Here is a 21237-nt window from a genome sequence, read left to right as displayed (position 1 = left end):
AACACAGGGGCGTCGTTGACGGGGTTGATCGTCACGGTCACCGTGCTGGTGGTCGTGCCGCCGTGGCCGTCGCTCACCGTGACGGTGAAGCTGTCGGTGCCGTTGAAGTTCGGGCCGGGAACATAGGTGTAGGTGCCATCGGCGTTGACTGTCAGCGTGCCGTGGGCTGGATCGCTGCCCTTCACGTAGCTCAGCGCGTCGCCATCGACGTCGGTGCCGATGACCTGGCCGCTGACCGGCGTGTCTTCGTGCGTGGTCTGGGTGTAGTCCGGGACCGTGGGCAGATCGTTCACCGGGTTGACGGTCACGTTCACCGTGGTGGTGGTCGTGCCGCCGTGGCCATCGCTCACCGTGACGGTGAAGCTGTCGGTGCCGTTGAAGTTGGCGCCGGGCACGTAGGTGTAGGTGCCGTCAGCGTTGACCGTCACCGTGCCGTGGGCCGGGTCGCTGCCCTTCACGTAGGTCAGCGTGTCGCCGTCGACGTCGCTTCCGATGATCTGCCCGCTGACCGGCGTGTCTTCGTCCGTGGTCTTGGTGTCGCCGGGCGCCGTCGGTGCTTCGTTGAGGTTCTGCTCATTGAGCGTGACGGGGATGTTCGTCGTGACCGTGCCGTCGTTCGCGCCGACCACCAGCGCGTGCGCGTTGGCGCCCGCTTCGTAGTCGTTCGCGAACGCCGCAGCGCCTGCAGCCGTGAGGCTGATCGCGCCCGTGACCGGGTCGATGGCGAAGTAGCCGTTGTCGTTGCCCGAGAGGATGCTGTAGGTGACGGTCGCGCTGTCGCCGTCAGTGGCGTGGACCGTGCCGAGCACGGCGCCTGCGGGCCGGTTCTCGTCGTAGCCGAAGACGTAGCCGTCTGTCGTGTTCACCGGGGTGCCGCCACCGTCGACGAACACGGGGGCGTCGTTGACGGGGTTGATGGTCACGGTCACAGTGCTCGTGGTCGTGCCGCCGTGGCCGTCGCTCACCGTGACGGTGAAGCTGTCGGTGCCGTTGAAGTCCGGATTGGGCGTGTAGGTGTACGTGCCGTCCGGGTTGACTGTCACGGTGCCATGCGACGGATCGCTGCCCCTCGCGTAGGTCAGCGTGTCGCCGCTGTCCATGTCGCTGCCGGTCACGCGGCCGCTCACGGGCGTGTCTTCGTTCGTGGTCTCGGTGTAGTCGGGCGCCGTGGGCGCGTCGTTGACGGGCGAGACGGTCACGGGCACCTTCACGGTGGTGGTGCCGCCCCTGCCGTCGCTGACGGTCACTTCGAAGCTGTCGGACCCTTCGTAGCCGGGGTTGGGCGTGTAGAGGAACTGGCCGGTGGACGGGTCGACGGTGACGGTGCCGTGCTCGGGGCCCTTGGCGACGGTGTAGTTCAGCGTGTCGCGGTCCGGGTCGGTGGCCTGCACATGCCCGGAAATGGGCTTGTCCTGCTCGGTGGCGACGGGCTCGGCCTTGCCTTCGGGGCCGCGGTTCTGCGGCGGGAGCAGCGGCGGGATGAAGGCCGGGCCGCCACCGCCGTCGCCGCCGCCGCCACCGCTCGCGGCGGCACCGACGCCCAGCACGCCGAGCGCACCCAGCAGCCAGCCGGGCACACCGTCGGGCAGTAGCGCGGCGCCGGCGTCGGTCCATTCGATTTCGGTGAAGTGAAAGTCTTTCCAGGGCGCCGTGTACTGGCCCCACCATTGCACGCCGGCGCCGTCTTCGAGCACGAGGTCGTTGCGGCCGCCGTCAGGGTACTCGGCGAAGAAGCCGCGCACGGCGACTTCCTGGCCGCCCTGCAACACGAGCACGAGGTCGCCGCCGCGACGCTCGAACTTGAGCACGCTCTCGGGCGCGACCTTCAGCGAGACGATCGATGGGCGATCCAGAACCAGAGGGGTGTCTGCCGCCGCTTTGCGGGATGCGCCACCAGACTTGTAAACAGCTTCCATGATTTGTCCTTGCTTCTTGACTCCAGACCCCGGGGCACCTTCGTCCTGGACGAACAACCTGGGTCGCACATTGGGAAATCTCGAGTGCCGGGGCTCTCGAGGACTCGCCAGCAAGACCCGGCCGGGTCACGCGGCTTGCGCTTGCACGAGGCGGGATTCTTGGTGCGGGGGGCGAGCCGGGCTTTTGCCGAAGAGGTCGCCGCTTTTGCCGTGCCGGACAACTTTTTACAAAGGTAAGCAAACGTCGAATACTTCACACAAATTGCGAGAAAGCGTGGCTAATTCGCCGGTGAGAAGAACCGGAGCAGGCGGGCAATGGTGAGAATGATTACCAATAAATCTTGGTTTCATAGCCTTCACCCAGAGAGCGCGGTCCCACTGCCGTGCCCGTTTTTTCCATGTCATATTGGTCACCCCCGGAGCCCCGGAGCGTTCATCTCCTGGTGGTCGACGAAGGCGTCGACGAACTCAAGCCCTTGCTGGAAACGCTACGGGACGCCGGCTACGGCATCACCCACGCTTTCGGCGCGATGGAGGGCTATCGGCGCGCGACGGCGCTGCAGATGGACCTGGTGCTGCTCGACGTGGGTCCGGGCAGCACCGACGGGTTCGCCGCCTGCCGCCTGCTGAAGGCCGACCCGGCCACTGCGGACATTCCGGTGATCTTCCTGACCTCCTCGGCCAGCTTGGAAGAGCGCTTGACGGGCCTGCGGGCCGGCGCGGTCGACTACATCGTGAAGCCCTTCGATCCGGCCGAGGTGATGGCCCGGGTCGAAATTCATCTGGCACTGGCCGAATCCCGCAGGTCGCGCATTGCCCCTGCCACACAATCTGCGTCCCCAACCGACCGCCCTGCGACGAACGGTGACGGCGCGCCAGGCTCGGACATGGACCGCATGCTCATGCAGGCGGCGGAGCGACTGATCCTCGCCGACCTGAGCCATGTATTGCCGCTGCGCGAACTGGCTGCGCGCGTGGGCACGCACGAGAAGCGCTTGTCGCGCGTGTTCAAGGAACTGGCGAACCGCACGGTCTTCGAGTTCGTACGCGAGGCACGGCTGCACGAGGCGCATCGCCTGCTGCTCGAATCGGCCATGCGCATCGAGGAGATTGCCGCGGCGGTGGGGTTCTCGAGCGCCGCAAATTTTTCGACGGCATTTCGCGAGTACTTCAACTGCACGCCGTCCGCCTGCCGCCAGGCCGGCGTGGGCCGCCGCGCCCCCGACGCGTGACGCACCATGCCGACCGGTGGTGCGAACGGGTTCGTGCCCGCCACGCCCAGCCGGCTGATGCGGGGTTCTCGAAGCCGCTTTTCAGGCGCCGCACGCGCAGTCGCGACTCAGCCGCCGAAACGCCGCAGGCGTGCTGCCGAAGCGTTCCTTGAACGCCGTCGTGAAGTTCGGGGCACCCGAGAACCCGATTGCATGCGCCACGTCCTCGATGCTGAGCGGCGTCTGGGCGAGCAGACGCTGCGCGCGCGACAGCCGCTCCTCGCGCGCGAACTCGAGCACGGTGCGCCCCGTGTGGGCACGGAACGCCCGCGTCAGCCGCTTCTCGTGCGTGCCCACGCGTGCGGCGAGCGCCGGCAGCGGTGGAATGTTCGCAAGGTCGCTCTCGATGAGCCGCTGCGCAGCCCTGGCGATCACGCGGTCCAGGTCATGGGGTGCTTCGTCTTCGGACGCCGGCGGCCTGCGGGGCGCCTCGGCGGCACCGTCGGGCGGTTGCGCGCCGCGGCGTGCGAGCGCGAGATGGACCGCGATGCGTACCAGCACCTCTTCGGGTTCGAAGGGCTTGAGGATGTAGTCGACGCCGCCCTCTCGCAGACCGGTCAGCCGCTCCTCGAGCGTCGCACCGGCGGTGAGAAAAATCACCGGGATGTGCGCGGTGGTGGGGTCCGCCTTCAGCAGCCGGCACGCCTCGAAGCCGCTGGTGGCCCCCAAGTGCGCGTCCAGCAGGATCAAGTCCGGCTGCAGCACCCCGGCGCGGCGATAGCCTCCGAGCGCGTCGAAGTCAAGGCTGATGCGATGGCCGGCGCCACGCAGCGCGGCAAGCAGCACCTGGAGCTCTTCGACGCTGTCGTCGATGACCATGATGTGCGCAGGCTCGGAAGATTGGAACCAGTAGGACATGAAGATGCGGCGCGTTGCGCGTGCCGCATGGTGCAAGCCCCGGTCGTTTGTTTCATGCGCCCTTCCTGACCTTTTCTGACGGTTCCTGACCATGTGCCTGGCTCCTGCGAGCTCGGCAGCCCCGGCAGCGTCAGATCGCGAGCACGTACCCTGTGCCGCGCACCGAATGCAGCGGCAGGCGCATGCCGAGCTTCGCGGCCTTGCGCCGCAGCCGGCTGGCAATTGCATCGATGCGGTGCTCGTCGAAATCGAACACGTCGCCACCGAGCGCGCGGATCAGGTCGTCGCGGCTCGCCGCCGTGCCGCGCTGCCCGAAAAGGCAGGCGATGAAGGCGCGCTCGCTGGTGGTAAGCGCCATCTGCCGGCCTTCGGGGTCGCCCAGGATCCAGTCGCCCTCGAGCAGGCGCCAGTCGGCGGGTGCGGCCGGCAGGGTCGCTGCGTTCCCCTGCGGTGCGACCGTGAGTCGCCGACCGACGGCGTTCAGCGTCTCGGCCAATTCCAGCATGTTCACCGGCTTCACCAGGTAGGCGTCTGCACCTTCGCGCAGCCCGAGCAGCCGGTCCTCGAGCTCGCCCCGCGCGGTCACCAGCACCAGACCGAGCCGTCGCTGCACTGCGCGCAGATGTGAAACGACCGCGAGGCCGCTCTCGCCCGGCAAGCCGATGTCCACCACCGCGATGTCGCAGGGCTGGACCGCGAACGCCTTGTAGAACGACGGGGCGTCGCCGAAGCCTTCCGCGTCGAAGCCGAGCTCTCCGAGTGCGAAGACGGTTTCTGCACGGATGTCTTCGTCGTCCTCGATCACATGGACGAGAAGACCGGTACGCGGGCTCGGGGATGGCATGGCGCGGAAAGTATAAAGTCGCGTCCCAATGCGCCTCGACGTCGAAACCACCCGGGCGGGTCCGGGCCGCCTGCTTGTTCTTCTGTTCCTGCTGCTGTGGTGCTTGGCAATGCCCGCCAAGGCGCTGGTACTGTCGGCTTCCGATGGCCTCGGCCGCGGCATCCCACTCTCCGGGGGCCTCGAGATCCAGCGCGACCCCTCGGGCGGGTGGCGTATCGCCGACGTCGCGCGCGGCGCGCAGCGAAGCGGCTTCGCGCCGCTCGAAGGGCCGGTGGAGGAAGGCTTCAGCCGCGATGCTGTGTGGCTGCGCTTCTCGCTCGCGCGCACGGTCGACGCGCCCGCACGATGGCTGCTGCGCGTGCGACCGCCGCGCATCCACGAAGCCACCTTGTATGCGCCGGACGGGCGCGGCGGCTTCGTCGAGACGCCGCTCGGCGACGCCCGCCCTTTCGCGGCGCGCGAGATCCCCGACCACGACTTCGCGTTCCCGGTCGACCTGCCGACCGAGCCGGCTGTCTATTTCCTGCGGCTGCGCAACGACGGGCCGCCGCTGCGGGCCGAACTGGACCTGTGGCAGCCTGCCGGCTTCGAGCGCGACCGAACGGCCGACTACACCATCATGGGCGTGCTGCTTGGCGCCGCCGTGCTCGCCGTCTGCATGAACCTGATCTTCGGGGCCTGGCTGCGGGACGGGCTCTACGCCCATTACGCGCTGTACGTGTTCTGCATCGCGGCTCTGTCGGTCAACCGCCAGGGGTTCGCAGCGCAGTGGTTCCTCGGCGACCGCCCCGAGCGCGTTGTGCAGACGCTGCTGGTCGTCAACTGCTTCTTCAACATGGTGGGTACCGCGTTCATGGCGCGCATCTTCCAGTTTCGGCGCCACTGGCCGCCCGCGGCACATTTCTTCAACGCGGTCGTGGTGTACAACTTCGTTGCGTTCGTGCTGGCCCTGGCCGGCCATCACGCCGCCATCGCCCCCTGGGTCAGCGCGGGCAGCGCCGCGTCCACGCTGTTCGGCGCGGTCTTCGTCTGCTACCTGCTCTTCGTGCGGCGCCAGTTCCAGTACCTGCTGCCTGCCTCGGCCTTCGCGGTGGGAACGGTGCTGGGGCTCTACGGGCTGTTGAAGCTCTGGCTCGGCGACCAGGTGCCCGGCGTGACACCTGATCGCCTCTATTGGCTCGGCACCATGTGCCACCTCGTCCTGCTGAACGTGGCCGTGGCCGACCGGACGCGGCGCGCCGAGCGCGATTACCGCGCCGAGCGCGAGCGCGTGCTCGCAGTGCGGCTGGAAGCCGAACAGGCGCTCGAAGGCACGGTCGTGCGACGCACCGCCGAACTGCAGCAGACCAATGCCGCGCTGCATGAGGAGATCGCGGCCCGCGCCCGTCTGGAGGCCCGGCTGCGTGAGTCGCTCGAGGTCGAGCGCCAGGCGATCGTGCAGCAGCGCGAGTTCGTCTCGATGGTGTCGCACGAGTTCCGCACGCCCTTGACCGTGATCGACGGCGCGGCGCAATCGCTCGACATCTCGAAGCTCGGCGGGGAGCCGGTGGTGAAGCAGCGCACCGAGCGGATCCGGCGCGCCGTGCAGCGCCTGACCATGCTGATCGAGAACATCCTGCTGGCCGACCGCCTCCAGCCCGAGAACCGGATGCTTCGCCTCGAAGTCGTTGACATGGCGGCGCTCGCGCGTGGCCTGTGCGAGAGCTTCCACTTTCCCGGCGCTTCGCGCCTGTCCATCGACGTGCGCGAACCCCTGCCGAAGGTGCGCGGCGATCGAGCGCTGCTCGAGATCGCGCTGCAGAACCTGATGCAGAACGCATTGAAGTACTCGCCGCCGGAGCAACCGGTGCATGTCGTGCTGCGGCACACGGGCGGCATCGTGCAGGTCGACGTGATCGACCGCGGACCCGGAGTCGCAATGGCCGACAAGGCCCGCATCTTCGAGAAATATTTCCGTGCCGAAACCGCGAGCGCGGTGGCCGGCACCGGACTGGGGCTTCATTTGTCGCGCGAGATCGCGATGCGCCATGGCGGCGACGTGACACTGCACGAAACAGGCACCAGCGGGTCGACATTCCGCCTCGTGCTTCCGGCTGCGCCGCTCGAACAAGTCACATGACCGGCGGAATCCAACAGGTCAGTAGTCCAGCCGGACTGTCAGTCCCAGGGTGCGCCGCGTCCCGACCGATGCCACGTAGGCACCGTTCGCGGTGGCGGCCACGGTCGGGAAATACTTCTTGTCGAGCGCGTTGCGCAACCAGAGCGAAATGCTCCAGATTTCATTGCCCCGTGCGACCTTCCAACCGGTGGCGAGGTTCAGCAGGCCATAGGCAGGGATGCGCGAGTGGACCGACCCGTCGAGCGTGCCGTCCTGTGCGGACCGCCACGCGTACGCCGCTGAAACGAAATGCTGGGTGGTGGGGCTCACGGGCCTGCGGTATTCAGCGCCCACGTTGAATGTCCAGCGCGGCGTCCCGGCAACCTGCCGTCCGCTCAGGCTGCAGCGCCCCTGCGGCACGAACGCGCGTTCTGACGGACAAGGCGCGTCCTCATAGCGTCGATAGCGTGCATCGTTGAAGGCGGCGTTGGCCCATACTGTCAGCCCGCGCGCCGGTCGCGCAGTGGCGTCCAGCTCCAGTCCCCGGCTACGGAGATCGCCCGCGTTCGTGAGGATCTCGACGTAGTTGCCCGCGCCTGCGCCAGCAGGCACGAACATCGACGTCTGGTAGCCGCGCACGCCTGCCAGGAAGGCGTTCAGGTTCAGTGTCAGGCGATCATTCCACAGGCTGCTCTTGACGCCGACGTCCAGGCTGTCGACACGTTCGGGCCCGATGATCAGCGACGAGGCGCCGAGCGGGCCGGGAGCGGCACCCGGCCCCGCCAGATTGATCCCGCCCGACCGCTCGCCGTGCGAAAAGCTCGCGTAGCCGATCGCGCCGTCATCCAGCCGGTAGCTCGCACCCAGGAGCGCCGACGGGCTGGTCTTCCGGATGGCCAGGGGGCCCGTGTCGTAGGCACCGAGCACGATCGGACGATTGCGCAGGAACGCGGTGGCAGCGGCACCACCGGTCGAGTCGCCGCGATGGGTGCGCCCGTCCTTGCGCTCCTGCGTGATGCGCAGGCCGGCCGTGAGGTCGAGCCTGGACGTGGCGTGCCACGTGGCTTGGGAGAAGAGCGCGAAGCTCTCCGTGTCGAGCGCGCCGAAGCTCACGGTGCTCGCGTTGGCGAGCACCGGCAAGGACGTTCCCTGCAGAACGATGTCCGCCCGCGGACCGAACACGGTGAAGATCTCGTTGCGCATGCGCTGGCGCATGTAGAACGCGCCCACCACATAGTCGACCGCACCGCCGGTGGGCCCCGCGTAGCGCAGTTCCTGCGAGAACTGCTGCTGGCGCACGCGGGAGCCGCCGTCGATCAGCACAGGGATATTGAGGTTGTCGTTGGCCGTCGGCACGAACTTCCATGAACGGCCGGCGGTGATGGACGTGACGGTGGCGCCGGACCCGAGCTTCCAGCTCGCTTCGGCCGACACGCCACCCTGGTCGAGATCGACGCGCTCCACGCCGTCGGTATTGACCGCATAGCGCCGCGGGTCGGTGACGATGCCGGTGGCACCGCCGGCCCATGCGCGGGCCGCCGCCGGTCCGCTTCCCAGCGAGTAGATGACGCGGGTGCCGTACGTGGAGCGCTCGCGGTGCGCATCGGCGATCAGGCGCAGGCTGAAGGCGTCGCCACGGCGCAGCAGCCATTGGCCGCGAATGCCGGATCGATTGCCTCCGTTGACGCTGCCGCCATCGTAGATGTTCTCGATGTTGCCGCGTTCATGGGTGCCGTACACCAGCAGCCGGCCCGCCGTCTCTTCCGACAGGGCCCCCGAGAAGATGGCTTGCCCCTGCGCAAGTCCGCGCTGCCCGATCGAGAGTTGCAGGCTGCGCTCGGTCTCGCGGCTCGGCGCACGCGTGTGCAACGCCAGCACGCCGGCGGTCGTGTTCTTGCCGAAAAGCGTGCCTTGCGGCCCGCGCAGCAGGTCCACGCGCTCGATGTCGAGCAGGTCGAACGTCGCCATGCCCGCGCGGCCCAGGTAGACGTTGTCGAGGTAGATGCCCGTGCTGCCCTCGAGGCCGTCGTTCGATGGATTCCTGCCGACGCCGCGCACCGCGATGGCCGATTGCCGCGGATCGCCGAAGGTGATGCTGGTACTCGGCAACCATTGCTGCAGGTCTTCGAGCCGCCAGCTTTGCTGCGTCTCGAGGGCCTCGCCGTCGATCGAAGTCAGCGGGATCGGAACTTGCTGGGCGGCTTCCGAACGGCCCCTGGCATCCACGGTGATGGCGGGGAGCGTTTCGCCATCGTCCAAAGGCTTCGGCTGTGCATGGGCCACCACGGCGAGCCCGGAGGCGAGAGCGCTGACGGCCAGGGAGCGGGCGAGGAGATCGCATGGGCGGAAGGGCATGCGCGTACTCTAGTAGACGCTCGCACGCGCCACCTGCGCACACGCCGGAATCGGCGGCGCCACGCACGTGGGCATGGCGTTGATTGCCACCGAAAACTGGCCCGGCCAAGGCACTAATTTCCGTCCGAGACTGACCCACGACACCCCACCTCAGGGCGCCGCATCCGGCACCAAGGCCCGCGCCCCGTTCTGCCGCCAGGCCCCGGGCGACACCCCGTACTCGCGCTTGAAGGCGCGGTTGAAAGCCGCTTCCGATTCGTAGCCGACACCTTCGGCAATGCGCGCCAGGTTGCCCTGGTCCTTGCGCAGCATCCCGGCGGCCAGGATCATTCGCCAGCGCGTCAGGTAGTGCATGGGCGGCGCGCCCACCAGTTCGGCGAAGCGGTCCGCCAGCACGCTGCGCGAGACATGGATTTCCTGCGCCAGCGCGTCGACCGTCCAGTTGCGGGCGGGATCGCCGTGCATCAGCGCCAGGCAGCGGCTCACGTGGGGATCGCGCAGGCCCGCGAGCCAGCCGGGGTTGTTGGCGGGCATGGATTCGATGTAGCCGCGCAGCACTTCGGCGAACAGCACCTCCGCCACCTTGGCGGCGACCATCTCGGAACCGGGCGTGTGCGAAGCCGCATCGCCCAGCACGAAGTTGACGGACTGCTCGATCCACGGGCCCGCCGGCCTGCTGCGCAACGACGTGGTGAACAGGCGCGGAATGTTCGCCATGAGGGGGTTGGGCGCATCGCCTTCGTAGGCGAACCAGCTGCACACCAGCACCGTGCGGTCGCCATTGCCGCCGTAGCGGATGCGCTCCAGCTCGGGCGCCCGCGGGTTCACCACATGCGCCACGTCCACCGCTGCCTGGAGCAGGCCGCTGCCCACCACATGCGAGTCGCCATGCGGCACGGCGATGACGTCGCCGGCATGGGCGCGGATCGGCTCCCCGCCGTCGACCTGGGCCCAGCATTCGCCTTGCAGCACGAGGTGGCAGATGGCCAGCCGCTGCGCGCCGGGCCTGAGCAATTGCGCCATGTGCGCGCCCTTGGGCACCTTGAAGCACCAGGGCGCATGCATGTCCCCGTTCAGGAACAGCGCGCCCTCCAGGCGGATGGTCCGCAGCACGTCCGACAAGACATCCATGGTCACCTCCCGGCAAGCGAGGGCGGGGTTTCGGTCAACAAGTCCGGTGCAGCGGGCAATACAACGGTGCTTCGCGCCGGCACCATCGGTCTTGGTCGCTCCGACCGATTCTAGACAGGAGTATCGCCATGCCCAAATTCCTCATCGAACGGCACATCCCCGGCGCCGGCAAGTTCACGCCGGCCGATCTGAAAGCCATCTCGCAGAAGTCCTGCGGCGTGCTGGGCAGCATGGGGCCCGACATCCAGTGGGTCCACAGCTATGTGACCGACGACCGGATCTACTGCATCTACCAGGCCGCCGACGAGGCGCTGGTGCGCAAGCATGCGGAACTCGGCGGCTTCCCGGCCGACCGCATCGACCGGGTGCATGGCGTGATCGACCCGGCCACGGCCGAGTGAGACGGTGGAGAGACGGCCGAGCAGGGGCGGCCGGATCAGCGCGAAGGCGCCGCCCTCATTCGGCCTGCAGCCGGCCTTGCGGCGCAGCCATGGCCTGCAAGCCCTGCGACGACGCCTGCTGCTGCTGGCTCTGCACCGGCCCGACCAGCGGGCCCGGTCCGGATTCGCCCAAGCTCCTGCGCCCGGTGCCTCTCACGAGGTGGCGCGGCAAGTGGTGTGTTCTTCGAATGAGCTCCAGGGCCTCGCTGCGAGCTGGTTCGGACGCCGGTAGAAACATCTGCAATACGCTCATGATGTCATCCCGTGAAGGCCAGAGAGGAATGTGGCTGGCTCGCCTCGAAGGACCGGAGCCGCGTCTCGATGCGGCCTCTGGCGTGGGTCGCAGGCGCATTATGGGCGCCGAAATGCGACCGGTTCGCACGGCCCCTCGGGAAGTAGTGTTGCTGTGCGCTTACTTACAAACCATAGTATTCATTCAGCCCATTCGGCCGTCACAAATGGCGCGCCACGAGCACCACCGCCCCCGCAAGGGAGATGGCGCCACCCACGATTTTCCTCAGCATTCTCATCAGGTTCTTTCTCCAGCGTAGAACCTCGATGGTGCAACGCTTCGGGCCCGGGCGGGTTTGGCAATTCTCATGGCCGGGATAGCCACGGCCCCGGCAGGCCGCCCTGCCCCCCTGTAGGCACCCGCCCACGCGCATGGATTGATTTCTCCCGCAAGCGGCGGCCGCCGGCCCGGCCAATGTCGGATGCACGAATTCCGGTTCCTCCTCACGACGCTCCGTGCGTCGTTAAGCGCTCCCTCGGGAGCGCTTTTTTTGCCTGTGCCGCGCCGCGCCGTGCGGCTAGTGCGTCTCGCGGCGCAGCTGCTGCACGTCTTCGTGCAGCGCCTGGGCCCAGGCGCGGCGGTCGCGCCCGTGCGAAGCCTGCGGCTCGCCGAAACGCACGATGGCCACGAGCGGCGGCGCGCGCAGCGTGTTCCAGAGCGAGGTCAGCAGGTTGTCGTCGTCGATGTAGCGCGGCGCCTCGCTGGTTTCCCCGGTGGCGGCATCGGCAAAGCGCAGCGCGGCCGGCAGCACGGGCGCGCCCGACGAAATGGCGGCCTGCAGCAGGTTGGCATGGAAGGGCAGCAGCCCGCGGCCGTCGCTCGTCGTGCCCTCGGGGAACACGCCGATCAGGTCGCCGTTGCGCAGCGCCTCGGTCATGTGGTGCACCACGCGCAGCGCATCGCGGCGGCGTTCGCGCTCGATGTAGAGCGAGCCCGCGCCGGTGGACAGCGTGCCGATCAGCGGCCAGTGCTTCACGCCCGCCTTCGAGACAAAGCGCACGTGGCAGGCGGCGTGGATGGCCGTGATGTCGAGCCAGGAGAGGTGATTGCTGATGAGCAGCACCGGCCCCTGCGCGGGCGGCCTGCCCTGCACCTGGAGCGCGATGCCCATGATCTCGAGCAGGCGCCGCGACCACTGCTGCACGCGCAGGTTGCGCTCTGCCTGCGAGAGGCCCGGAAAGGTGAAGCGGATCGTCCACCAGCCACCCAGCGCGTGCCCTACCGCATGCAGCAGGCGCCAGCAGGCCTTCAGTGAATGGAGCATGTAGCGCGCAGCCTCTCCGCTTTCAATGCATGTTCGTGGAACACCGCGGAACCGGCTCTGCCGGGCCGCTGGTGTTGCCCCCTGCAAGGGGGTTGGCGTAGCGACACGAAGTGCGCGAAGACTGGGGGTGTGCTCATTGCTAGCCGTGGACCACGCGGCCTGCAACCAGGGTGTGGCGGGCACGTCCCAGCAGCGGATAGCCCGAGAACGGCGTGTGCTTGCCCTGGCTCTTGAGCGCATCGGGCTGCACCTGCCATTCGAGGCCCGGATCGAAGACGCACAGGTCGGCCACGCCGCCCTCGGCCAGCCGGCCGATGCCGGTGCCTGCATCGGCGGCGGCCAGCAGCCGCGCGGGCGCGGACGTGATGACTTCCAGCGCGCGCACGATGCCCGCGCCGCTGCGCTCGCCCCACTGCAGCGCGAGCGGCAGCAGCAGTTCGAGCCCCGTGGCGCCGGGTTCGGCTTCGGCAAAGGGCAGCGTCTTGGCATCGGCCTCGACCGGCGTGTGGTCGGACACCAGCGCATCGATGGTGCCGTCGGCCAGCCCGGCCGACAGTGCGTCGCGGTCGCCCTGCTGGCGCAGCGGCGGGTTGAGGCGCGCGCGGCTGTCGAAGAACCCGATGTCGGTGTCGGCCAGGTGCAGCGAATTGATGCTGACGTCGCAGCTGAGCGGCAGGCCCTGCGCCTTGGCCGCGCGCACCAGCGCCACGCCCGCGGCGCTGGAGATGCGGCACAGGTGCACGCGCGCGCCGGTGCTCTTCATGAGCTCGACGATGGTGAAGATCGCGATGGTTTCGGCCGACACCGGCACGCCCGAGAGGCCCAGGCGCGTGGCCAGCGGGCCGCTGGCCGCCACGCCCTTGCCAAGGTCGCGGTCCTGCGGGCGCAGCCACACGGTGTAGCCGAAGGTGCTCGCGTAGAGCAGCGCACGCTGCAGCACCTGGGTGTCTGCGAGCGGTACGTCGGCCTGACTGAAGCCGATGCAGCCGGCCTCGGTGAGCTCGGCCATTTCGGTGAGCACGCCGCCCGCAAGGCTGCGCGTGAGCGCGCCGAGCGGAAAGAGCCGTGCGCCCTGCAGCTTCTCGGCGCGGAACTTGAGCATCTCGACCAGGCCGGGCTCGTCGAGCACGGGGTCGGTGTCGGGCGGGCACACGAGGCTGGTGACGCCGCCCGCAATGGCCGCAGCCATTTCGCTTTCGAGCATGCCTTCGTGCTCGTAACCGGGCTCGCGCAGGCGCGCGGCCAGGTCGACGAGGCCGGGCGCGACCACGCAGCCCGCGGCATCGAGGGTGCGCTCGGCCTTGAAGCCGGCCGGCGTATGGCCGATGCCGGCGATTTTTCCGTCGGCAATGGCGATGTCGGTCTTCTTGTCGATGCCCGATGCAGGGTCGACCACGCGGCCGTTGGAGATGAGGATGTTCATGCTTCGTTACCTGCGACGATGCTCATGACGGCCATTCGAACGGCGATGCCGAAGGTGACCTGGGGAAGGATCACGCTCTGCTTTCCGTCGACCACCGCGGAGTCGATTTCCACGCCGCGGTTGATGGGGCCCGGATGCATCACGATGGCATCCGACTTTGCCAGCTGCAGCTTCTCGGGCGTGAGCCCGTAGGTCTTGAAGAACTCCTGCGACGAGGGCAGCAGCGCGCCGCTCATGCGCTCGTTCTGCAGGCGCAGCATGATGATCACGTCGCAATCCCTGATGCCCTCTTCGAGCGTGTGGCACACGCGCACGCCCATGCCGGCCATGTCGCCGGGCACCAGCGTCTTGGGGCCGACCACGCGCACCTCGGCGCAGCCGAGCGTGGTGAGCGCATGGATGTCGGAGCGCGCCACGCGCGAGTGCAGCACGTCGCCAACGATGGCCACCGTGAGGTTCGCAAAATCCTTCTTGTAGTGGCGGATCGTGTACATGTCGAGCAGCCCCTGCGTCGGGTGCGCATGGCGGCCGTCGCCGGCGTTCACCACGTGCACGTGCGGCGCCACATGCTGCGCGATCAGGTAGGGCGCGCCCGACTCGCTGTGGCGCACCACGAACAGGTCGGCCGCCATCGCGCTCAGGTTGGCGATGGTGTCGAGCAGCGACTCGCCCTTGGTGGCCGAGGAGCGCGCGATGTCCAGGTTGATGACGTCGGCCGACAGGCGCTTGGCCGCGATCTCGAAGGTGGTGCGGGTACGCGTCGAGTTCTCGAAGAACAGGTTGAACACGCTCTTGCCGCGCAAAAGCGGCACCTTCTTCACCTCGCGGTCGCTCACGCTCGTGAAGTTGGCGGCGGTGTCGAGGATGTGCGTGACGATGTCCTTGGGCAGGCCCTCGATCGACAGCAGGTGGATCAGTTCGCCGTTCTTGTTGAGTTGCGGGTTTCGCTTGTAGAGCATCAACGGTTCTCCTCGACCTTGAGGCTGAAGGCGCCATCATCGGCGCGGGCCAATGCGAGCAGCTGCGTATCGGGCAGCGTGAGCTTGGCGGCCGCGAAATCGGCCGCCACCGGCAGCTCGCGCCCGCCGCGGTCCACCAGCACCGCGAGCCGCACGCAGGCCGGGCGGCCGAAGTCGAACAGCTCGTTGAGCACCGCGCGGATGGTGCGGCCGGTGTAGAGCACGTCGTCCAGCAGCAGCACGTCGGCGCCGTTCACGTCGAAGGGCAGCGCGGTCTGCGCGCTGGCCGAGAGGCCGCGGCGCGCGAAGTCGTCGCGGTGCATGGCCGACGAGATGACGCCGGGCGCGCCGGGCAGGCCCAGGTCTTTCTGCAACCGCTCGACCAGCCAGGCACCGCCGGAGGTGATGCCCACCAGCCGGGTATCGGCGCGCATCAGCGCTTTCACGCCGGCCAGGAGGCCTGTGTAGAGCGCTTCGGCATCGGGTATTGAACTCAAGGGAGGCTCCTCAAAAATTGCTCCAGGATGATGCAGGCCGATGCCGCATCGGCATCGCGCGCGCCGGAGGCCAGCGCCTCGGTCGTGCTGTAGCGCTCGTCGACCTCGAACACCTGGAGATTGAAACGGCCGCGCAGTTGCCGCGCGAACTTCTGCGCGCGGCGGGTGTTCTCGTGCGGGGCGCCGTCGGGGTGCCAGGGCACGCCGACCACCAGCGCGTCGGGCTGCCACTCCTTGATGCGGGCCTCGACCTGCGCAAAGCGGGCATCGCCCTCGGCCTTGATGGTGGCTTGCGGCGTCGCGGCGCCGAGCAGGCGGTTTCCGCTGGCGACGCCGGTGCGCTTCAGGCCGAAGTCGAAGGCCAGGAAGCTCTGGAAGTGGGGAGGAACGGCAACGGCAACAGGGGCGGCGGAGGGAGCGGCGGGAGGGGCGGGAACGTCTGGCATGGCAGCGGCCATCACGCGTGTCCCGCTTCCGGCGACAGTTTCCAGGCTTCCAGGCCCAGCAGCAGCAGCGCCCTGTCGTAGCGCTGCTCGACCGGCGTGTCGAAGATCACGGCCGGATCGGCGCCCACGGTGAGCCAGCTGTTCTCGGCCAGTTCCGACTCGAGCTGCCCCTCGCCCCAGGCCGAATAACCGAGCGAAACCAGCACCTTGCGCGGGCCCGCGCCGGTGGCCAGGGCCTCGAGCACGTCCTTGGAGGTGGTCATTTCGAGGCCGCCGGGAATGGTCATGGTCGAGGCGTAGACCGATTCCTCGGGTTTTTCGGCATGGGTGAACACCGGCTCGTGCAGCACGAAGCCGCGCTCGGTCTGCACCGGCCCGCCCTGGAAAACGGGTGCGTCGCCGAGTTCGGGGCGCGACAGGTGCAGTTCGATCTTCTCGAACAGCACCTTCAGGTTGATGTCGCTGGGTTTGTTGATCACCAGCCCGAGCGCACCGCGCTGGCTGTGCTCGCACAGGTAGACGACGCTGCGGTTGAAAGTTTTATCTTCCATCCCCGGCATCGCGATCAGGAAGTGATGCGTAAGGTTCATCGGGGCAGAATCGGCAGCCATATGCCGCCGATTTTACTGGCCGTCGACAAGACCTACCCCAAAGGGCTCATGTGGTTTCGCCGCGACCTGCGCGTGGACGACAACGCGGCGCTCTACCACGCGCTGCGGGCCTGCCGGCAGGTGGTGTGCGTTTTCGTGTTCGACCGGGCCATCCTGGACCCGCTGCCCCGCATCGACCGGCGCGTGGAATTCATCCGGGAATCGCTGGTGGAGCTCGAGGAAGAACTGCGGGCGCTGAGCGGCGGGCTGATCGTGCGGCACGCCCACGCCATCGAGGAGATCCCGGCACTGGCCCACAGCCTGGACGTGCAGGCCGTCTTCGCCAACCGCGACGACGAGCCCGATGCGCTGGCGCGCGACGCCCAGGTGCTGGGCGCGCTGGCCAATGCGGGCGTGAGCTTCTACACCTACAAGGACTCCACCGTCTTCGAGCGCGACGAGGTGCTCAACAAGACCGGCCAGCCGTACACGGTGTTCACGCCCTACAAGCGGGCCTGGCTCGCCAAGGTGGACGCCTTCTTCCTCAAGCCCTACCCGGTGCGCAGCCATGCCGATGCGCTCGCGCCGCCGCCCGCGGCCCATCGCACGCCGGTGCCTTCGCTCGAGGACCTCGGCTTTGGGCGGAGCAATCTCTCCGAGCTCGACATTCCCACCGGCAGCCAGGGCGCGGCGACGCTGTTCGAGGACTTTTTCCAGCGCATCGACCGCTACGACGCCGCGCGCAATTTTCCGGCGGTGCGGGGGCCGAGCTACCTGGGCGTGCACCTGCGCTTCGGCACCGTCTCGATCCGGCAGCTGGCGGGGGTGGCGCACCAGCTCTTCCTGCAAGGCGACGCGGGCGCGGCCGCCTGGCTTGGCGAGCTGATCTGGCGCGAGTTCTATTTCCAGATCCTGGTGCACTTTCCGCACGTGCATTCGGGCGGCGAGTCGAAGAGCTTCCGGCCCGAGTACGACAAGATCCAGTGGCATCACGGCAAGCATGCCGACCAGCTGTTCGAGGCCTGGTGCCAGGGCCGCACGGGCTACCCGCTGGTGGACGCGGCCATGCTGCAGATCAACCAGAGCGGCTATATGCACAACCGCCTGCGCATGGTGGTGGCCAGCTTCCTCTGCAAGGACCTGGGGCTGGACTGGCGGCGCGGCGAGCGCTACTTTGCGCTGCACCTGAACGACTTCGAGCTGGCTTCGAACAACGGCAACTGGCAATGGGCCAGCTCCAGCGGCTGCGACGCGCAGCCCTGGTTCCGCATCTTCAACCCGGTGACGCAGAGCGAGCGCTTCGACCCCGAAGGCAAGTTCATCCGGCGGTACCTGCCGCAGCTCGCGGGACTGTCGAATGCCGCGATCCACGCGCCCTGGACGGCATCGCCGGTGGAACTGGAAGCCGCTGGCATCAAGCTCGGCGAGACCTACCCCAGGCCGGTGGTCGACCACGCCGAGGCGCGCGAGCAGACGATGCGGCGCTATGCGGCCGTGCGCGGCGCCGACCAGCCGCCGCTCAGCGGCGCGTCAGCACGATCTCCGCGCCGGCGTCGGAGCGGCCCCTGAGCGTGCCGGCGTCGAGCTGCTGGAAGGTGATGAGGTTGTCGCGGCAGCCGGTGAGCGCCTTGCTGCCTTGGAAGTGCAGCTCGTAGACGCCGCTTTCCACGCGCCGCCACAGCATCGGGGTCGGGATGCCGACACAGGGGTCGGCAGTGCTCTGCGCCAGCGTGCGCCAGGTGCCTCCGGCGGCCTGCAGCTGCATCTGCGCATCGACCTGGCGGCCGTTCTTGAGCGTGATGCGCGCGGTCCAGTCGCCTTCGAGGCCGTCGGCCGCCTGGGCTGCGGCTGGCCCGCCGGCCATGGCCAGCATGCCGGCGCAGGCCGCGGTACGCCACAGGATGTGCTTCATGCACCGCTCCCGATGCCCAGCTGGGGCTTCATCGCCTCCCACGCCACGCCGTTGAGGCGGCGCGCGCTGTTGAGGTTGTATCGGGCGTCGGACTTGGTGGTGCGCACCACATAGACCTTGCCGCTGTATTCGCCGAAGGTGCGCAGCGACCCCACGTCGGTCGGCGGATGGCCGCCGTTGAAGGCCAGCAAGCGCGCGCCGCCCTCGGTGCGGATCTCCACCGTGCCGGTCTCGGTGGCCGCGCAGGTGTCGTAGGCGTTGGTGGCGGAATCGAAGTTGCAGGCGTAGTACTGCACCGTGCCGGCGCCGGTGAAGGCCGCGCGCAAGAGCCGCGTCTGCTGTTCATTCAGCACGCCCAGGCTGATGGTGCCGGTTCCGGCCGGCAGGGTGGCACCCGAAGCCGGGAAGGCCGCGATCAACGCTTCCAGCGTGGTGAAGCTTGTGGTCTCGCTCGGATTGGCCAGATTGATCGAATAGGGCTGCACCAGGTCCACGCCGCGCCGGTAGCGCAGCTGCGAGCCGGCCGGGAAGGTGGCGTCCGGGTTGGCGAAAGCGGTCGCCGGCACCACGCCGAAGATGCTGTTGCCATCGGCCGCCTGCATCTCGGCCACCACTTCGGCCATCTTGCGGCCGGAGATGTCGGTGACCGCGGCATGGCCGAGGCTGCGCGTGGTGCCGCCGCAATAGTCGCTGCGGCTCGGCGTGCCAAGGGTGCTGGTGAAGCCCGCGTTCTCGTCGCAGCGCACCCAGCCGTTGGCGCCCAGCTGCACGACGCCGTAGAGCGTGTCGTGCGCGGTGGGTGCGCCGTTGGTGAGGCCCTCGCGCCGGTCGGTGAGCTTCAGCTTGCCGGTGGCCGGGTCGGGCACGCCATCGGTCGGATAGGTCCGCGCGATGTAGTGGTCGGCGCGCGCGAAGTCCAGCCGGGCCAGCTGGTCCGAAGCCACCGGCGTGACGGTCGCCGGATCGACCAGCCGCAAGGCCACGCCGCTGTGCAGCGCATCGGCCGTGACCAGCGCAGCGGTGAAGGCGTTGTCCTCGAAGCGGCCGGGGTCGGTCACGGCCACGGCCTGGTAGTCGTACAGCTGGGCAAGCTCGGGCAGGCCCAGCTGCAGCAGCACCAGCGCCTCGGCCCGCTCGGGCGCCAGGCCCGCAGCCACGCCCGCCTGCAGCAGCGTGGTCAGCGGATTGACCTGCCCCCCGGTGCCCGGCCGGCGCGCTCATGGTGAAAGGCCGGGAGAACGATGGCAGCGAGGGATTGCCGCCGTCCACCTGCGCCAGCAGCGGCGCGGCGGCAAGCTCGGCTGCGGCGGCCGCATCGGCCGGCGTGTAGGCGAAGCTGTAGGCGCCGTCCTCGCCGGTCTTGCTGGCGGCCGCGGGCTCGCCTTCGTCGCAGGCGCCGCTCCGGTTGCGGTCCACGCAGACCAGCGCCCCGCTCACCGGGCCGAGCACCATCACCTTGCCCGACACCGTGACCGGCGATGGGGACGACGGCGGGTTGCCGCCGCCCGGGGGGCCGAACGGCGGAAAGCCGCCGCCGCCGCCTCCTCCGCCGCCGCAGGCGGACAGCGCGAGCAGAAGGCCTGCGCAGGCCGACGGAACGGCCGCTCTGGTGAATCGAATGTGCATGGTCTTTTTCCTCCAGGTTGTGTCGGGCACCGGGTCCGCCGAAAAAGCAAACCTTCGTTCTCAACAGTGTGGGAGGGCGGTTTGCACGGCGCATCACGCAAATGCACGATGCGCGGCGATCGGCGAGGAGCTAGGGGCTACCCCGAGCCGCGTTGACACCCGGCGGCGCGGGCGCGCATCATGGCCGTGGGAAAAACCGGCAGGCCAGGGAGGCACTACATGAACCGGAATCTCGCATTGCGCCGCGCGCTCGACGCCATCGCGCACCTGGACGATCCACAGCCGCCATGGAGCGAGCTGCTGCAAAGCATGCAGCAGGTGATCGGCGGCGACAGCGCCACCTTCATCCTGCTGGAGCGCGGCAGCGAGCTGCTGAGCTTTCAGCAGGTCAATGTTTCACCGGCCGCCGAGCGCGAATACGTGCAGCATTTCTGCGCGCACGACATCCTGATTCCGCCGACCTTGGGCGCCGCGCCCGGGAGCTGGTTCGACACGCACGAGCTGTTCTCGCCCGCCTTTCTCTCGAAGAACCTCTACTACGCCGACTTCATGTGCCGCCATGGCGCGCGCCAGATGCTGGCCTGCGTGGTCGACGAGGGCCCGCAGCGCCGCGGCGGCCTGACGGTGCAGCGCAGCACGGCCGCGCATGCGCGCCGGCTGCTCGACAGCACGCGGATCCGCCGCGTCACCCAGGCGCTGCGCCACGGGCTGGCGCGCCGCGACGAGCGCGCCCGGCCGTGGCTCGGCGGCGCCGAATCCGCACTCGCGGCCTTCGGCGAGGCGGTCTTGCTGCTGACGCCTGCGGGCACGGTGCTGCGCGCATCGGCCGGCGCGCAGGAGTTCTTCGGCACCAGCCGCTTGCTGCGCCTGCGCGGCCAGCGGCTTTGGCATCCGGATGCACAGACGCAGCAGGCGCTGGCGGCCGGCCTGCGGCTGGCGGCGCAATCGCGTCAGCGGGTCTGCCTGCCCATCGCCGGCGGATCGGCAGGCCTGCAAGAACTGGAAATGGCTCGCGCCGCACCGCAGCTGAGCCTGGGCGAGGAGGTGCTGGTGCTGGCGCGCATCCGCCTCGGCCGTTCGCAGGCGGTGCCCTCGACCGACGGCCTCTGCAGCGCCTTCGGCATCACGCCTGCCGAGGCGCGCGTGCTGGCGGCGCTGGTCGCGGGCCAGTCGCCCAAGCAGCATGCCGGCGCGCAGGGCGTGTCGGTGCACACGGTGCGCAGCCAGCTCGGCTCGCTGATGGCCAAGATGGGCTGCACGCGGCAGGTCGACCTGGTGCGCAAGGCGCTGCTTGCGCCCTAGGACGCTGGCCGCG

The 21237-nt window shown here is 68.7% G+C and carries 18 protein-coding genes; 5 read left to right on the top strand and 13 right to left on the bottom strand.

Features of this window, described 5'->3' with window-relative positions:
- The coding region (locus AC1DMS_RS27035; protein ID WP_478181966.1) for a tandem-95 repeat protein at positions 1-1916 on the bottom strand (1916 nt) is incomplete at its 3' end.
- 398 nt (positions 1917-2314) lie between these two features.
- Between AC1DMS_RS27035 and AC1DMS_RS27030 the strand changes: the two genes are divergently transcribed.
- On the top strand, positions 2315-3148 hold the full coding sequence (locus AC1DMS_RS27030) for a response regulator transcription factor (RefSeq protein WP_478181969.1): 834 nt from the start codon (positions 2315-2317) through the stop codon (positions 3146-3148).
- A gap of 81 nt (positions 3149-3229) precedes the next feature.
- Here the strand turns inward: AC1DMS_RS27030 and AC1DMS_RS27025 are convergent, their stop codons facing one another.
- Positions 3230-4045, bottom strand: coding sequence for a helix-turn-helix domain-containing protein (locus tag AC1DMS_RS27025; protein ID WP_478181965.1), 816 nt, complete (start codon positions 4043-4045; stop codon positions 3230-3232).
- Positions 4046-4175: 130 nt separating this feature from the next.
- The gene (locus AC1DMS_RS27020; protein WP_478181964.1) at positions 4176-4850 is read right to left on the bottom strand and encodes a response regulator transcription factor; all 675 of its coding nucleotides are present in this window, start codon (positions 4848-4850) and stop codon (positions 4176-4178) included.
- A gap of 67 nt (positions 4851-4917) precedes the next feature.
- Between AC1DMS_RS27020 and AC1DMS_RS27015 the strand changes: the two genes are divergently transcribed.
- Positions 4918-7008 (top strand): sensor histidine kinase, encoded by a 2091-nt coding sequence (locus AC1DMS_RS27015; RefSeq protein WP_478181963.1) that lies wholly within the window; start codon positions 4918-4920, stop codon positions 7006-7008.
- A gap of 18 nt (positions 7009-7026) precedes the next feature.
- On the opposite strand, the gene AC1DMS_RS27010 is transcribed toward AC1DMS_RS27015, so the two are convergent.
- Both AC1DMS_RS27010 and AC1DMS_RS27005 read right to left on the bottom strand, forming a co-directional pair.
- Positions 7027-9342: a TonB-dependent receptor gene (locus AC1DMS_RS27010; protein ID WP_278879242.1), complete on the bottom strand. Its 2316-nt coding sequence runs from the start codon at positions 9340-9342 to the stop codon at positions 7027-7029.
- Between the two features lie 150 nt (positions 9343-9492).
- Positions 9493-10473, bottom strand: a complete 981-nt coding sequence (locus tag AC1DMS_RS27005) for an AraC family transcriptional regulator (RefSeq protein WP_018906253.1) — start codon at positions 10471-10473, stop codon at positions 9493-9495.
- A 128-nt stretch (positions 10474-10601) separates the two neighbouring features.
- On the opposite strand from AC1DMS_RS27005, the gene AC1DMS_RS27000 reads away from it, so the two are divergent.
- Positions 10602-10874: a DUF4242 domain-containing protein gene (locus AC1DMS_RS27000; protein WP_015867374.1), complete on the top strand. Its 273-nt coding sequence runs from the start codon at positions 10602-10604 to the stop codon at positions 10872-10874.
- Between the two features lie 848 nt (positions 10875-11722).
- Here the strand turns inward: AC1DMS_RS27000 and AC1DMS_RS26995 are convergent.
- The 6 genes from AC1DMS_RS26995 to AC1DMS_RS26970 form a co-directional block, all read right to left on the bottom strand.
- Entirely contained in the window at positions 11723-12469 is a 747-nt protein-coding gene (locus AC1DMS_RS26995; RefSeq protein WP_412511906.1) for a lysophospholipid acyltransferase family protein, read from the bottom strand.
- A 139-nt stretch (positions 12470-12608) separates the two neighbouring features.
- Positions 12609-13892, bottom strand: coding sequence for a dihydroorotase (locus tag AC1DMS_RS26990; protein ID WP_412511907.1), 1284 nt, complete (start codon positions 13890-13892; stop codon positions 12609-12611).
- A complete protein-coding gene (locus AC1DMS_RS26985) occupies positions 13889-14851 on the bottom strand; it encodes an aspartate carbamoyltransferase catalytic subunit (RefSeq protein ID WP_015867378.1) in 963 nt (320 codons plus the stop codon). The genes AC1DMS_RS26990 and AC1DMS_RS26985 overlap by 4 nt, the downstream gene beginning before the upstream one ends.
- Positions 14851-15348, bottom strand: a complete 498-nt coding sequence (gene pyrR, locus AC1DMS_RS26980) for a bifunctional pyr operon transcriptional regulator/uracil phosphoribosyltransferase PyrR (protein ID WP_412511908.1) — start codon at positions 15346-15348, stop codon at positions 14851-14853. The genes AC1DMS_RS26985 and pyrR overlap by 1 nt, the downstream gene beginning before the upstream one ends.
- Entirely contained in the window at positions 15345-15806 is a 462-nt protein-coding gene (ruvX, locus tag AC1DMS_RS26975) for a Holliday junction resolvase RuvX (protein ID WP_412511909.1), read from the bottom strand. Before ruvX ends, pyrR begins: the two co-directional genes overlap by 4 nt.
- On the bottom strand, positions 15806-16405 hold the full coding sequence (locus AC1DMS_RS26970; protein ID WP_412511910.1) for a YqgE/AlgH family protein: 600 nt from the start codon (positions 16403-16405) through the stop codon (positions 15806-15808). Before AC1DMS_RS26970 ends, ruvX begins: the two co-directional genes overlap by 1 nt.
- On the opposite strand from AC1DMS_RS26970, the gene AC1DMS_RS26965 reads away from it, so the two are divergent.
- Positions 16406-17953 (top strand): cryptochrome/photolyase family protein, encoded by a 1548-nt coding sequence (locus tag AC1DMS_RS26965; RefSeq protein WP_412511911.1) that lies wholly within the window; start codon positions 16406-16408, stop codon positions 17951-17953.
- On the opposite strand, the gene AC1DMS_RS26960 is transcribed toward AC1DMS_RS26965, so the two are convergent.
- Both AC1DMS_RS26960 and AC1DMS_RS26955 read right to left on the bottom strand, forming a co-directional pair.
- Positions 17904-18296 (bottom strand): hypothetical protein, encoded by a 393-nt coding sequence (locus AC1DMS_RS26960; RefSeq protein WP_015867383.1) that lies wholly within the window; start codon positions 18294-18296, stop codon positions 17904-17906. The two genes, AC1DMS_RS26965 and AC1DMS_RS26960, sit on opposite strands and share 50 nt — an antisense overlap.
- The gene (locus AC1DMS_RS26955) at positions 18293-19453 is read right to left on the bottom strand and encodes a hypothetical protein (protein ID WP_412511913.1); all 1161 of its coding nucleotides are present in this window, start codon (positions 19451-19453) and stop codon (positions 18293-18295) included. Before AC1DMS_RS26955 ends, AC1DMS_RS26960 begins: the two co-directional genes overlap by 4 nt.
- 688 nt (positions 19454-20141) lie before the next feature.
- Between AC1DMS_RS26955 and AC1DMS_RS26950 the strand changes: the two genes are divergently transcribed.
- Entirely contained in the window at positions 20142-21224 is a 1083-nt protein-coding gene (locus AC1DMS_RS26950; protein ID WP_478181962.1) for a helix-turn-helix transcriptional regulator, read from the top strand.
- The last annotated feature ends 13 nt before the right edge of the window (positions 21225-21237 follow it).

This window comes from Variovorax sp. 05T418, assembly GCF_056396385.1.
This window is presented reverse-complemented; position numbering and strand designations above follow the sequence as displayed.

Bases quoted from the DNA above. Each gene is read 5' to 3' on its own strand.
- AC1DMS_RS26970 (WP_412511910.1), bottom strand. From the start codon at position 16,405: ATGGCTGCCGATTCTGCCCCGATGAACCTTACGCATCACTTCCTGATC.
- ruvX (WP_412511909.1), bottom strand. From the start codon at position 15,806: ATGGCCGCTGCCATGCCAGACGTTCCCGCCCCTCCCGCCGCTCCCTCC.
- AC1DMS_RS27015 (WP_478181963.1), top strand. From the start codon at position 4,918: ATGCGCCTCGACGTCGAAACCACCCGGGCGGGTCCGGGCCGCCTGCTT.
- AC1DMS_RS26960 (WP_015867383.1), bottom strand. From the start codon at position 18,296: ATGAAGCACATCCTGTGGCGTACCGCGGCCTGCGCCGGCATGCTGGCC.
- AC1DMS_RS27025 (WP_478181965.1), bottom strand. From the start codon at position 4,045: ATGTCCTACTGGTTCCAATCTTCCGAGCCTGCGCACATCATGGTCATC.
- AC1DMS_RS26990 (WP_412511907.1), bottom strand. From the start codon at position 13,892: ATGAACATCCTCATCTCCAACGGCCGCGTGGTCGACCCTGCATCGGGC.
- AC1DMS_RS26995 (WP_412511906.1), bottom strand. From the start codon at position 12,469: ATGCTCCATTCACTGAAGGCCTGCTGGCGCCTGCTGCATGCGGTAGGG.
- AC1DMS_RS26950 (WP_478181962.1), top strand. From the start codon at position 20,142: ATGAACCGGAATCTCGCATTGCGCCGCGCGCTCGACGCCATCGCGCAC.
- AC1DMS_RS27010 (WP_278879242.1), bottom strand. From the start codon at position 9,342: ATGCCCTTCCGCCCATGCGATCTCCTCGCCCGCTCCCTGGCCGTCAGC.
- AC1DMS_RS26985 (WP_015867378.1), bottom strand. From the start codon at position 14,851: ATGCTCTACAAGCGAAACCCGCAACTCAACAAGAACGGCGAACTGATC.
- AC1DMS_RS27000 (WP_015867374.1), top strand. From the start codon at position 10,602: ATGCCCAAATTCCTCATCGAACGGCACATCCCCGGCGCCGGCAAGTTC.
- AC1DMS_RS26965 (WP_412511911.1), top strand. From the start codon at position 16,406: ATGCCGCCGATTTTACTGGCCGTCGACAAGACCTACCCCAAAGGGCTC.
- AC1DMS_RS27005 (WP_018906253.1), bottom strand. From the start codon at position 10,473: ATGGATGTCTTGTCGGACGTGCTGCGGACCATCCGCCTGGAGGGCGCG.
- AC1DMS_RS27030 (WP_478181969.1), top strand. From the start codon at position 2,315: ATGTCATATTGGTCACCCCCGGAGCCCCGGAGCGTTCATCTCCTGGTG.